Annotated in this window: 10 protein-coding genes; 5 read left to right on the top strand and 5 right to left on the bottom strand. The window is 57.0% G+C overall.

The genetic code is table 11. The features are described 5' to 3' along the window. Window positions 1-56: 56 nt before the first annotated feature. The 4 genes from yidC to rpmH are packed head-to-tail and all read right to left on the bottom strand — an operon-like array spanning window position 57 to window position 2556. Complete coding sequence (yidC, locus tag BB029_RS00655) at window positions 57-1760, bottom strand: membrane protein insertase YidC (protein WP_065937909.1); 1704 nt, start codon at window positions 1758-1760, stop codon at window positions 57-59. A 2-nt stretch (window positions 1761-1762) separates the two neighbouring features. Continuing rightward, a complete protein-coding gene (gene yidD, locus BB029_RS31710) occupies window positions 1763-2008 on the bottom strand; it encodes a membrane protein insertion efficiency factor YidD (protein WP_010207715.1) in 246 nt (81 codons plus the stop codon). Then, complete coding sequence (rnpA, locus tag BB029_RS31705) at window positions 2001-2405, bottom strand: ribonuclease P protein component (protein ID WP_218188790.1); 405 nt, start codon at window positions 2403-2405, stop codon at window positions 2001-2003. The genes yidD and rnpA overlap by 8 nt, the downstream gene beginning before the upstream one ends. Window positions 2406-2421: 16 nt before the next feature. Further along, entirely contained in the window at window positions 2422-2556 is a 135-nt protein-coding gene (rpmH, locus tag BB029_RS31700; protein ID WP_003213577.1) for a 50S ribosomal protein L34, read from the bottom strand. Window positions 2557-3141: 585 nt separating this feature from the next. On the opposite strand from rpmH, the gene dnaA reads away from it, so the two are divergent. From dnaA to gyrB, 4 genes are read left to right on the top strand one after another with little or no spacing between them, the layout of a single operon-like run. Next, window positions 3142-4662, top strand: coding sequence for a chromosomal replication initiator protein DnaA (dnaA, locus tag BB029_RS00645; RefSeq protein WP_065937908.1), 1521 nt, complete (start codon window positions 3142-3144; stop codon window positions 4660-4662). Window positions 4663-4700: 38 nt separating this feature from the next. Continuing rightward, window positions 4701-5804, top strand: coding sequence for a DNA polymerase III subunit beta (gene dnaN / locus BB029_RS00640; protein WP_065926810.1), 1104 nt, complete (start codon window positions 4701-4703; stop codon window positions 5802-5804). A 20-nt stretch (window positions 5805-5824) separates the two neighbouring features. Continuing rightward, window positions 5825-6928, top strand: a complete 1104-nt coding sequence (gene recF, locus BB029_RS00635) for a DNA replication/repair protein RecF (protein ID WP_027608164.1) — start codon at window positions 5825-5827, stop codon at window positions 6926-6928. A gap of 4 nt (window positions 6929-6932) precedes the next feature. Next, window positions 6933-9350 (top strand): DNA topoisomerase (ATP-hydrolyzing) subunit B, encoded by a 2418-nt coding sequence (gyrB, locus tag BB029_RS00630; RefSeq protein WP_065937907.1) that lies wholly within the window; start codon window positions 6933-6935, stop codon window positions 9348-9350. Window positions 9351-9456: 106 nt separating this feature from the next. On the opposite strand, the gene BB029_RS00625 is transcribed toward gyrB, so the two are convergent. Then, window positions 9457-10182 carry a response regulator transcription factor gene (locus BB029_RS00625; RefSeq protein WP_065937906.1) on the bottom strand — a complete coding sequence of 242 codons (726 nt, stop codon included), beginning with the start codon at window positions 10180-10182 and terminating at the stop codon, window positions 9457-9459. 448 nt (window positions 10183-10630) lie between these two features. Between BB029_RS00625 and BB029_RS00620 the strand changes: the two genes are divergently transcribed. Beyond that, on the top strand, window positions 10631-12913 hold the full coding sequence (locus BB029_RS00620; RefSeq protein ID WP_065937905.1) for a CHASE2 domain-containing protein: 2283 nt from the start codon (window positions 10631-10633) through the stop codon (window positions 12911-12913). The last annotated feature ends 140 nt before the right edge of the window (window positions 12914-13053 follow it).

The following is a 13053-nucleotide window of genomic DNA, read 5'->3' as shown; positions in this document are numbered from 1 at the left end:
ACGGAAAGCAAAACGCCCCACTAGGGGGCGTCTTGAGTGGTTATCCACAGAGTAAATTACGCCTCGGCTTTTTTGGTAGCCGCTTCGATTTTACGTGTGATGTACCACTGTTGAGAGATCGACAACACGTTGTTGACCACCCAGTACAGAACCAGGCCAGCAGGGAACCACAGGAAGAAGAAGGTGAAGATGATTGGCATCATTTTCATCACCTTGGCCTGCATCGGATCCGGCGGCGTCGGGTTCAGGCGCTGCTGGATAAACATGGTCGCGCCCATGATGATCGGCAGGATAAAGAACGGGTCTTTGATCGACAGGTCAGTTATCCACAGCATGAACGGTGCCTGGCGCATTTCCACGCTTTCCAGGAGTACCCAGTACAGCGACAGGAATACCGGCATCTGTACCAGAATCGGCAAGCATCCACCCAGCGGGTTGATCTTCTCTTTCTTGTACAGCTCCATCATGGCCTGCGACATTTTCTGCCGGTCATCGCCATGTTGTTCTTTCAGTGCGGCCAGTTTAGGGGCCACGGCACGCATGCGCGCCATCGACTTGTAGCTGGCGGCCGACAGTGGGAAGAAGATCCCCTTGATCAGCATGGTCAGGAAGATGATCGACCAGCCCCAGTTACCGACGATGCTGTGGATATGTTGCAGCAGCCAGAAGATCGGCTGGGCAATGAACCACAGGATGCCGTAGTCCACAGTCAGTTCCAGACCTGGGGACAACTCTTTCAGCACCGCCTGGCTTTTCGGGCCGGCGTACAGGGTAGCGCTGGTTTCAGCCTTGGCACCTGGCGCGACGGTCATCGCCGGGCCGGTGTAGCCGATGATGTAGTTGCCTTTGCTGTCCTTGCGCGCCAGTACGGAATTGTTCTGGCCAGGCTGAGGAATCCACGCGGTCACGAAGTAGTGCTGCAGCCAGGCTACCCAGCCACCGTTCACGTTATAGGTGATCGGCGCCTTGGTTTTGTCTTCGGCCACCTTATCCATGTCTTTCATGGATACTTTTTTGTACGGTTCCGAACTTGTCCACAGGGCAGCGCCCAGGTAAGTCGCGGTACCGGTCGCAGTGCTGGACGATGGATCGGAACTGGCGTCACGCTTGAGCTGCGCAAACATTGCGCCGGTCCAAGGCTGGGCGCTCTGGTTGTCGATCAAATAGGTGACAACGATGTCGTACAGGCCGCGCTTGAGTGTGAAGCGCTTGATGTAGTTGACGCCGTCCTTGCTGAACTTCAAGTCCACGACCAGTTGGTCTTGGCCATCTGCCAGTTGATAGCTCTTCTTCTCCGCAGAGAAAATCGGACGACCGGTTGCACTCGCATCAGGGCCGTTGGTGCCGATCAGGCCACTTTGTGCCTGGTAAACACGTTCGCCACCGTTATCGAACAACTGGAATGGGATTTCCGGGTGATCCTGACGACGCGGATACAGCGGAAGTGTCAGCTTGGCAACATCGCCACCTTGCGGGTCGATAGCCAGGTCCAATACATCCGTCTTGATCTGGATGAGGTCGGTGCTTGTGGCAACTGCAACTTCGGCAGGTGCTTTTGTTTCGCCCGCTGCCCGTGGAATGTCATCACTGGCGGCAGTATTGGTGCCACTTACTGTATCGGGAAGCCCCGCTGGAACAGCATTGGCAGCAACATTCTGAGTCGGCAGGGCAGCCTGGCCATAGTCCTGGTTCCACTTAAGGACCATGACGTAGGACACGATTGCCAGGGCGACGATCAGGATCGTGCGTTTAATATCCATGATTACTCGGCCATCGAAGAAGAACGGGAGGTAGGGATAGGTGGAACCGGGTCATAACCACCGGGATTCCACGGATGACAGCGACCTAAACGACGAAAGGTCAGCCAGCCACCGCGCAGAAGACCATGATTTTCTATGGCCTCTAACGCGTAGCAGGAACAACTGGGGTAGAAACGACAGTGGCTGGCCATCAGAGGACTAATGGCATAGCGATAAAACTGGATCGGAACGAGTGCCAGTTTACGCATCGGTGCTGTCTACCCCTACAGTTTCGGTGCTGACTACTGGTGCTGGTTTGTTGGTACGCGCCAGACGTTTCCAGAGCTTGCCGAAATGCTGAATCAATTCGGGGTTTTCTACATCCCCCAAGCCTTTGCGCGCGACGATAACAATATCCCAACCAACCAGAGTGTCCTGGTGGAGGCGAAACGATTCGCGCATCAGACGCTTGAGGCGATTGCGCTCAACGGAGAGCTTTACGCTCTTCTTGCCGATCACCAACCCGAGACGGGGGTGATCAAGATCGTTGTTACGCGCAAGGAGCAGGAGATTTTTCCCCGGAACCTTGCCGGTGGGGGAGTCAAAGACTGCCTTGAAGTGCCGGGGGGTTAGCAGACGCTTTTCCCGACTGAAGTCCTGACTCACCACCAGTACCGGATTATCAAACTGCCAGACGCGCACGACCTTTGGCGCGGCGACGCGACAGGACAGCACGGCCGTTCTTGGTAGCCATGCGAGCACGGAAGCCGTGGGTACGGGCGCGTTTGATGGTGCTTGGTTGGAAAGTACGTTTCATGGCGTTGTTACCTGGTTCGTCCACAACGGGCCGGAATGGCCCCCGTTTTAAGAGACCGGCGATTCTAGAGAAAGCAAGCCTCTAGGTCAATTTCCAACCAGCTTTTCCTTCAATTAGATCTTTACGGGCCTTCAGACCTTTTCTCTCCGTTTTGCTTCCATGAGCAATGCCATAGATATAAAAATAAAGAAGGAAGTTATTTAAAGCTTTTCTGTAAAGCTTATAAAAGCTAGGCAGGCCATCCTCTGTGGATAACTGCCTTAAGGCCATATTCCACGTGCTGTACAGAGAATGACAACATGGGGGAGAAGCGGTGCTCTGCCTGTGCTGCGCTGTCGGATAAGCTGTGTGTGGAATGGCATGTTATCCACAGGCCAGTTACCCACAGACTTTCGACCCCACTTGTACAACGAGCTCAGGCGCGCTTATCCACAGAGCTTATGCACAGACCATCTGTCGCATTTTTTGCAGTTAAGGCATTGATTTTGGCTGGCCTGTGAGCAACCTACATGTGGATAAGTGGGCTGCTGGTCGCTACAATGGCGGCTGTTTTTGCCTCACCGGCTTTCAACTTAGGGGATATCCGTGTCAGTGGAACTTTGGCAGCAGTGCGTGGAGCTTTTGCGCGATGAGCTGCCTGCCCAGCAATTCAACACCTGGATCCGCCCGCTACAGGTCGAAGCCGAAGGCGACGAGTTGCGTGTCTATGCGCCCAATCGTTTTGTTCTCGACTGGGTCAACGAGAAGTACCTGAGCCGCGTTCTCGAATTGCTCGATGAACACGGCAATGGCCTTGCGCCCGTGCTCTCCTTATTAATAGGCAGCAAACGCAGCTCGGCACCTCGTGCTGCACCGAATGCTCCGCTCGCAGCGAGTGCCTCGCAGGCTCAAGCCCCTGTGCCGCCTGTTAATAATTCGCCAGCGCCGGTTGCCCAGACGGCTTCGAAAGCCTCGTCGCAGAACAACGCGACTATCAATGAAGAGCCATCCCGCGACAGCTTCGATCCGATGGCGGGTGCCAGTTCCCAGCAGGCTCCGGTCCGCGCCGAGCAGCGCACGGTGCAGGTCGAAGGTGCGCTCAAGCACACCAGCTACCTGAACCGCACGTTCACCTTCGAGAACTTCGTCGAAGGTAAATCCAACCAGCTGGCCCGCGCGGCCGCCTGGCAGGTCGCCGATAACCCCAAGCATGGTTACAACCCGCTCTTCCTTTATGGCGGCGTTGGCTTGGGTAAGACCCACTTGATGCACGCTGTGGGTAACCACCTATTAAAGAAGAACCCGAATGCCAAGGTTGTGTACCTGCACTCGGAGCGCTTCGTCGCTGACATGGTCAAGGCCCTGCAGCTCAATGCGATCAACGAGTTCAAGCGGTTCTACCGCTCCGTTGATGCATTGCTGATCGATGACATTCAATTCTTCGCGCGCAAGGAGCGTTCCCAGGAAGAGTTTTTCCACACCTTCAACGCCCTGCTCGAAGGCGGCCAACAGGTCATCCTGACCAGTGACCGTTACCCGAAGGAAATCGAAGGCCTGGAAGAACGCTTGAAGTCGCGCTTTGGCTGGGGCCTTACCGTTGCGGTAGAGCCGCCGGAGCTGGAAACCCGCGTAGCGATCCTGATGAAAAAGGCCGACCAGGCGAAAGTCGATCTGCCCCACGACGCCGCGTTTTTCATCGCCCAACGCATCCGTTCCAACGTGCGTGAGCTGGAAGGTGCGCTCAAGCGTGTCATTGCGCATTCTCACTTCATGGGCCGCGACATCACCATCGAGCTGATTCGCGAATCCCTGAAAGACTTGCTGGCATTGCAGGACAAACTGGTGAGTGTGGATAACATCCAGCGCACCGTGGCCGAGTACTACAAGATCAAGATTTCCGACCTGCTGTCCAAGCGCCGTTCGCGCTCGGTGGCACGTCCGCGTCAGGTGGCCATGGCACTCTCCAAGGAGTTGACCAACCATAGCCTGCCGGAAATCGGGGATGTGTTTGGCGGCCGCGACCACACCACGGTCTTGCACGCATGCCGCAAGATCAACGAACTTAAGGAATCCGACGCGGATATTCGCGAGGACTACAAGAACCTGCTGCGTACACTGACTACTTGATGACACCAGCGCAGCTTATTAAGGCAAGGGACTAGACCATGCATTTCACCATTCAACGCGAAGCCCTGTTGAAACCCCTGCAACTGGTCGCAGGCGTCGTCGAGCGCCGACAGACCTTGCCGGTGCTCTCCAACGTATTGCTGGTGGTCGAAGGCCAGCAATTGTCCCTGACCGGTACCGACCTTGAAGTCGAGCTGGTCGGTCGCGTGCAACTGGAAGAACCCGCTGAACCTGGCGAGATCACAGTACCCGCGCGCAAGCTGATGGACATCTGCAAAAGCCTGCCGAACGACGCGCTGATCGACATCAAGGTTGATGAGCAGAAGTTGGTGGTCAAGGCGGGTCGCAGTCGTTTCACGCTGTCTACGTTGCCGGCCAATGATTTCCCGACTGTGGAAGAAGGCCCGGGCTCACTGACCTGCAGCCTGGAGCAAAGCAAACTGCGCCGTCTGATTGAGCGCACCAGCTTCGCCATGGCCCAGCAGGACGTACGTTACTACCTCAACGGCATGCTGCTGGAGGTGTCGGAAGGCATCATTCGCGCCGTGGCCACTGACGGTCACCGTCTGGCGATGTGCTCGATGCGCGCCGATATCGGTCAACCTGACCGTCACCAAGTGATCGTGCCGCGTAAGGGTATTCTCGAACTGGCGCGCCTGCTCACCGAGCCGGATGGCAACGTCAGCATCGTGCTGGGTCAGCATCATATCCGCGCGACCACCGGCGAGTTCACCTTCACCTCCAAGCTGGTCGACGGCAAGTTCCCGGATTACGAGCGCGTTCTGCCTAAAGGCGGGGACAAGCTGGTGATCGGTGATCGCCAGGCCCTGCGTGAAGCGTTCAGCCGTACTGCGATCCTGTCCAACGAGAAGTACCGGGGCATTCGTCTGCAGCTGGCCAACGGTCAGTTGAAAATCCAGGCCAATAACCCGGAGCAGGAAGAAGCGGAAGAGGAAGTGGGCGTCGATTACAACGGCGGCACTTTGGAAATCGGCTTCAACGTGAGCTACTTGCTGGACGTGCTGGGTGTGATGACCACCGAACAGGTTCGCCTGATCCTGTCCGACTCCAACAGCAGCGCCCTGGTGCAGGAATCCGATAATGACGACTCGGCTTACGTTGTTATGCCGATGCGCCTGTAATCATGCCCAGCAGAAGCTAGATGTCCCTTAGTCGCGTCTCGGTCACCGCGGTGCGCAATCTGCACCCGGTGACCTTCTCCCCCTCCCCTCGTATCAATATCCTCCACGGCGCCAACGGTAGTGGCAAAACCAGCGTGCTGGAAGCCATCCACCTGCTAGGGCTTGCCCGTTCCTTTCGCAGTGCCCGCCTGTTGCCGGTGATTCAGTACGAACAACTGGCCTGCACGGTATTTGGCCAAGTCGAACTGGCAGAGGGTGGGCACAGCAGCCTGGGGATTTCTCGTGATCGCGGCGGTGAGTTCCAGATTCGCATCGACGGGCAAAATGCTCGCAGTGCCGCACAACTGGCAGAGATCCTGCCATTGCAACTGATCAACCCTGACAGCTTCCGCTTGTTGGAAGGCGCGCCAAAGATCCGCAGGCAGTTTCTCGACTGGGGAGTGTTCCACGTGGAACCGCGATTCATGGCCACGTGGCAGCGCCTGCAGAAGGCCCTGCGGCAGCGGAACTCATGGCTGCGGCATGGTACACTTGACGCCGCTTCGCAAGCGGCCTGGGACCGGGAATTGTGCCTGGCCAGCGATGAAATAGATGAATACCGCCGCGCCTATATCAAAGCCTTGAAACCAGTCTTTGAGCAGACCTTGAGTGAGTTGTTGGATCTCGAGGGGCTGACGCTGAGTTACTACCGTGGCTGGGACAAAGACCGTGAGCTGAGTGCAGTGCTCGCGACGTCCCTGCAGCGGGATCAGCAAATTGGCCATACCCAGGCCGGACCCCAACGGGCTGATTTGCGTCTTAGATTAGGCGCACACAATGCTGCGGATATCTTGTCCCGCGGCCAGCAGAAGTTGGTGGTGTGTGCACTTCGGATCGCCCAGGGGCATCTGGTTAGCCAAGCCCGACGTGGTCAGTGTATTTATCTGGTGGATGACTTGCCGTCTGAACTCGACGAGCAACACCGCCGTGCATTATGCCGCTTGTTGGAAGACTTACGCTGCCAGGTGTTTATCACCTGTGTAGACCACGAATTATTGAGGGAAGGCTGGCAGACGGAAACGCCAGTCGCTTTGTTCCACGTGGAACAAGGCCGTATCACCCAGACCCACGACCATCGGGAGTGAAGGCATGAGCGAAGAAAACACGTACGACTCGACCAGCATTAAAGTGCTGAAAGGTTTGGATGCCGTACGCAAACGTCCCGGTATGTACATTGGCGACACTGATGACGGTAGCGGTCTGCACCACATGGTGTTCGAGGTGGTCGACAACTCCATCGACGAAGCTTTGGCCGGTCACTGCGACGACATCAGCATCATCATCCATCCGGACGAATCCATTACCGTGCGCGACAACGGTCGCGGCATCCCGGTAGATGTGCACAAAGAAGAAGGTGTTTCGGCGGCAGAGGTCATCATGACCGTGCTCCACGCCGGCGGTAAGTTCGACGACAACTCCTACAAAGTCTCCGGTGGTTTGCACGGTGTGGGTGTGTCGGTGGTGAACGCTCTGTCCGAAGAGCTGATCCTGACCGTTCGCCGCAGTGGCAAGATCTGGGAGCAGACCTACGTCCACGGTGTGCCACAGGAGCCGATGAAAATCGTTGGTGACAGTGAAAGCACCGGTACCCAGATCCATTTCAAGCCATCGGCTGAAACTTTCAAGAACATCCACTTCAGCTGGGACATCCTGGCCAAGCGGATTCGTGAATTGTCCTTCCTCAACTCCGGTGTCGGCATCGTCCTCAAGGATGAGCGCAGCGGCAAGGAAGAGCTGTTCAAATACGAAGGCGGCTTGCGTGCGTTCGTTGAATACCTGAACACCAACAAGACTGCGGTCAACCAGGTGTTCCACTTCAACATCCAGCGTGAAGACGGCATCGGCGTGGAAATCGCCCTGCAATGGAACGACAGCTTCAACGAGAACCTGTTGTGCTTCACCAACAACATTCCACAGCGTGACGGTGGCACTCACTTGGTGGGTTTCCGTTCGGCGCTGACGCGTAACCTGAACACCTACATCGAAGCCGAAGGCCTGGCGAAGAAGCATAAGGTCGCCACCACTGGTGACGATGCCCGTGAAGGCCTGACCGCGATCATCTCGGTGAAAGTGCCTGACCCTAAATTCAGCTCCCAGACCAAAGACAAGCTGGTGTCTTCCGAAGTGAAAACTGCGGTTGAACAGGAGATGGGTAAGTACTTCTCGGACTTCCTGCTGGAAAACCCGAACGAAGCCAAGCTGGTTGTCGGCAAGATGATCGACGCCGCACGTGCCCGTGAAGCGGCGCGTAAAGCCCGTGAGATGACCCGCCGTAAAGGTGCGCTGGATATTGCCGGCTTGCCAGGCAAACTGGCTGACTGCCAGGAGAAGGACCCTGCCCTTTCCGAACTGTACCTGGTGGAAGGTGACTCTGCTGGCGGTTCCGCCAAGCAGGGTCGTAACCGTCGCACCCAGGCCATCCTGCCGTTGAAGGGTAAGATCCTCAACGTCGAGAAGGCTCGTTTTGACAAGATGATTTCCTCCCAGGAAGTCGGCACCTTGATCACGGCACTGGGCTGCGGTATTGGCCGAGACGAGTACAACATCGACAAGCTGCGCTATCACAACATCATCATCATGACCGATGCTGACGTCGACGGTTCGCACATCCGTACCCTGCTGCTGACCTTCTTCTTCCGTCAGTTGCCGGAGCTGATCGAGCGTGGCTATATCTATATCGCCCAGCCGCCGTTGTACAAAGTGAAGAAAGGCAAGCAAGAGCAATACATCAAAGACGACGACGCCATGGAAGAGTACATGACGCAGTCGGCCCTGGAAGACGCCAGCCTGCACTTGAACGACGAAGCCCCAGGGATCTCCGGCGAGGCGCTGGAGCGTCTGGTTAACGACTTCCGTATGGTGATGAAGACACTCAAGCGCCTGTCGCGCCTGTACCCACAGGAATTGACCGAGCACTTCATCTACCTGCCGTCCGTAAGCCTGGAGCAGTTGGGCGACCACGCACACATGCAGGAATGGCTGGCCCAGTACGAAGTACGCCTGCGTACTGTCGAAAAATCCGGCCTGGTGTACAAAGCCAGCCTGCGTGAAGACCGTGAACGTAACGTCTGGCTGCCAGAGGTCGAATTGATCTCCCACGGCCTCTCGAACTACGTCACCTTCAACCGCGACTTCTTCGGCAGCAACGACTACAAGACCGTTGTGACCCTCGGCGCGCAACTGAGCACCCTGCTGGACGATGGTGCTTATATTCAGCGTGGCGAGCGTAAGAAAGCGGTCAAGGAGTTCAAGGAAGCCCTGGACTGGTTGATGGCGGAAAGCACCAAGCGCCATACGATCCAGCGATACAAAGGTCTGGGCGAAATGAACCCGGATCAACTGTGGGAAACCACCATGGACCCAGCCCAGCGCCGTATGCTGCGTGTAACCATCGAGGACGCCATTGGCGCAGACCAGATCTTCAACACCCTGATGGGTGATGCGGTCGAACCTCGCCGTGACTTCATCGAGAGCAATGCCCTGGCAGTGTCTAACCTGGATTTCTGATCCAGGTACGACGCCTAAAATAAAAAAGGCCAACGCATAGCGTTGGCCTTTTTTATTGCGTGGAAATCATCTTCTGCAAAATGCTCCACGTGGAACATCGTGTTTTTTATCCATGAGAAGAAGCCGCCGCCACACTCTCCAATCGATACCCATACCCATAGATCGTCAACAATTGCCAACCCCTGTCAGCGGTAAGCCCGAGCTTGTTGCGTAGCCGATAGATATGCGTATCCAGCGGCCGCGAGGACACCATTTCTTCATGGGTCCAGAACCGCTCATAAAGGTACTCGCGCGACAGCGGCCGAGCCAGGTTGGCGAACAAGCAGCTCGCCAGGCGATATTCGCGCTCGGTGAGGTTGATCGGTTTGCCTGCGCGTGTGACGGTCAACTCTGCGTCGTCGAAGGTCAGGTCGTTGAAACTCTGCACTTCAGGGGTTGCCGATCTCTGCAGGCCATGCCGACGTAGAACGGCTGTCACTCGTGCCTTCAGTTCGTTAGGCCGAAAGGGTTTACTGACGTAATCGTCGGCGCCACTGTTCAATGCGCTGACGATATCGCTTTCGGCATCACGGCTGGTGAGCATGATGACTGCAGGTGGCGACTCCATGTGTTCACGGGTCCAGCGCAGTAAGGCAATACCGGTGATGTCGGGCAGTTGCCAGTCGAGTATCAGCAGGTCGAAGGTCTCCCGACGCAACTGACGCAGCAGGTCTTCGCCGCGTTCGAAGCAATGCAGGGACCAGGGTTGTTCGGCGGTGCTGGGGATTTGTCGCAGTGTCTGTTCCACCCGTCGCAATTCAGCGGGTTCGTCATCCAGTATTGCGACACGCATGGGTGGGTCCTTTCTTCTTGAAGAGTACGGCAGTCGTATTGAGGGGCACGTACTGCGCAGATGCCGGTCAATGAATCTGAAGAATTGTGCTCAGGTTCGTCGACCCCTTGGATCTCTCGGTACGCTGGGATCAATAAGCGAATATGCCATTGAAAGTCCTCCATACCGATGTGGGAAAGATACCGGCTCCAGGCCTTAAGGAAAAGGATCAGCCGACGCGTGCGCTGTCGTAAACTCCTGTGCCCCGATAGTGGATGCCCTTTGGAATCCCCGCCGTTATGAACATCCAGCAGGAAATTTTTTCCACCGCGCCGAAAATGAGCTTCACTGGGCTCAACGCGTCGTTCTATCACGTACGTGTGTCGGCTTACGCCATGCAACGCCTGAGGAGGAATCGGGGGTCTATGCCATCTTCTATCGCACGCCAACAACTCAGGCGCGTTGATCCATGATGCTCTGGGGAAAGGCCGAAAAGCGCCAACCCACCCATGCCCAGCGCCTGTTCCACGGTCTGGTACGTGAGTGGTTATGGATCGGTTTGCTGCTGTTGCCAATCACTGCCTACCTCTCGATGAGTCCTGGCCTGGCCTTGAACAACCCGCTATACGACAGCCTTCGTCGTCTGGCACCGCTGCCGGTGGACCCGCGTATCCTGCTGGTGACCATCGATGACCCTAGCCTGAAGAAACTCGGCCAGTGGCCCTGGCCGCGCAGTGTGCACGCCGACCTGATCGATCGCCTGAGCGCGGCGCAACCGGCCGGTATCCTGTTTGATGTGGTCTTCAGCGAGCCCGGTAACCCGGTCAATGACAAGCGCCTGGCCGACGCGGTGTGCAACGCCGGCAACGTATTGTTGCCCTTGGCTCGTGACGATTCGGCCAGCTATAGCCAGCCTGGGGCACAAATGTTGTCACTGCTCAAATGTGCCAAGGGTGTCGGGCACATCAATGTGGAGGCGGATAGCGATGGCGTGGTCCGCAGGCTGTATATGCGCGAGGGACCAGCCGACGCCACGGCGCTTCAGTTAGCGTGGCTGGCTTTCGTGATGAGCGGGCAATCGGCCGAGATGCCCGGGGAACCTCTGCCATCGATCACCCAGGATTGGCACCGGGAGCATGCTGTCCGTATCCCGTTTATTGCTGCCGACACCCATTTCCCGAGTGTGTCTTATGCCAGCGTATTACACGGTGAGGTCCCTCCTGAGCGGTTACGGGGCCGTCTGATTCTGGTGGGGGCAACTGCGTCGGGCATGGGCGATCGCTTTGTCACCCCGCTCTCGCCTATGGCCGGTACGACTGCGGGTGTGGAGATCCAGGCCAATGTACTCAATGGCTTGCTGCAAGGTCGAAGTATCGTCGATATGCCCGGTTGGCTGGCCGCACTGATGGCAACGTCCCTGGTGGCGGTGCTGTTGGGCCTGCTGCTCTACCGCCCACGCTATGCGCTGTGGATGACCCTGGGGTGCATGTGCATGGCCTTGCTCGGTTCAGCGGCCTTATTGCGCCTGGGCTACTGGTGGTCGCCCGCGGCCTGTTGGATCGGTTTGCTGCTCAGCTACCTGATCTGGAACTGGCGGCGTCTCAGCGTGATCCTGGCCTACTTTGGCTGGGAATTGGCGCGCCTGGATCACGAACCCAAAGTCTTGCCCGAACGCCGTCGTGCACCCGCCAGCAAAGGTGATGTATTACAGGGCCGTATCTTTGCCTTGGAGCAAGCCGTCAGTCGTACGCGGGACACCCGACGGTTTATGGCCGATGGGTTGGAATGCCTGCCGGTGGCAACACTGATCACAGACACCCAGGGTAATGTCCTGTTGGCCAACCGCATCGCCCGGGAAGTGTTCGGCAATGATCTGATCAACCATAACCTTCTGGAGCAACTGGCCGACCTGGGTTATCCGCCGCTGCACAATGGCGTACGCCCTACCCTCTCGACACTGGAACTCATCGAGTTTCGTGATATCCATCAACGCAGCCTGCGCATGGAGCTTGCCCCCTTGCTGCCGGCCGAAGGGGATGTCGCGCTTGGCTGGCTGTTGAGCCTCACCGACCTGAGCAAGGAACGCGAGGCCCAGCAGCATCGGGAAACCATGCTGCGTTTCCTCTCTCACGACTTGCGTGCACCCCACTCGGCGATCCTCGCCCTGTTGGATGTGCACGGCAGTGAGTCGCCGATATTCGCCCAGATAGAGCAACAAGTACGCCGCGCCTTGAGCCTGACCGAATCATTTGTGCAACTGGCGCGGGCTGAGGCCGATGGCTACCAGTTCGAGCCTACGCTGTTCGCCATGTTGGTAATGGATGCCTTTGATCAAGTGGCCGTGATCGCCCAGCTCAAGGGGATTCACCTGGTCCACGATCTGGACGAGGCCGACGAAGGGATGGTGTCAGCCGATCAATCGCTGCTCACCCGCGCATTGTTCAATGTGCTGGAGAACGCGATCAAATACTCTCCGTCCGGTACCACTGTCCGGCTGCGGCACAGCAGCGCGCAAGGCTGGTTGGAATGCCGCATCAGCGACCAGGGCCCAGGGATAGCCGCCGAGGATTTGCCGGAACTGTTCAGCCAGTACAAGCGCTTTGACTCGGCCCAAGGCAGCGAAGGGCTGGGGTTGGGACTGAGCATGGTCAAGGCGGTGGTGGAGCGTCATGGGGGCCGTATCGAGTGTGAAAGCACCGTGGGCAAAGGCACCACTTTCAGCCTGCAGCTGCCCTTGCTGGACGACGGCTAAAACGTACCTTTGCGCTGTGCATAAAAAACCGGTCTCAAGGACCGGTTTTTTAATGCGGAAAAAACTTATGCACGTTTTTTGCGATTTTAATGGATTTGGAAATATCTAACTAAATCAACTTATTAGGACCAAAAAAAGCC

Origin of the sequence: Pseudomonas sp. S3E12, from assembly GCF_001702295.1 — a bacterium.
Taxonomy (GTDB): Bacteria; Pseudomonadota; Gammaproteobacteria; order Pseudomonadales; family Pseudomonadaceae; genus Aquipseudomonas; species Aquipseudomonas marginalis.
Note: the sequence above shows the minus strand (reverse complement) of the source record. Positions and strands in the feature narration are given on the sequence as shown.

Bases quoted from the DNA above. Each gene is read 5' to 3' on its own strand.
- yidC (WP_065937909.1), bottom strand. From the start codon at position 1,760: ATGGATATTAAACGCACGATCCTGATCGTCGCCCTGGCAATCGTGTCC.
- yidD (WP_010207715.1), bottom strand. From the start codon at position 2,008: ATGCGTAAACTGGCACTCGTTCCGATCCAGTTTTATCGCTATGCCATT.
- rpmH (WP_003213577.1), bottom strand. From the start codon at position 2,556: ATGAAACGTACTTTCCAACCAAGCACCATCAAACGCGCCCGTACCCAC.
- dnaN (WP_065926810.1), top strand. From the start codon at position 4,701: ATGCATTTCACCATTCAACGCGAAGCCCTGTTGAAACCCCTGCAACTG.
- recF (WP_027608164.1), top strand. From the start codon at position 5,825: ATGTCCCTTAGTCGCGTCTCGGTCACCGCGGTGCGCAATCTGCACCCG.
- gyrB (WP_065937907.1), top strand. From the start codon at position 6,933: ATGAGCGAAGAAAACACGTACGACTCGACCAGCATTAAAGTGCTGAAA.
- BB029_RS00625 (WP_065937906.1), bottom strand. From the start codon at position 10,182: ATGCGTGTCGCAATACTGGATGACGAACCCGCTGAATTGCGACGGGTG.
- BB029_RS00620 (WP_065937905.1), top strand. From the start codon at position 10,631: ATGATGCTCTGGGGAAAGGCCGAAAAGCGCCAACCCACCCATGCCCAG.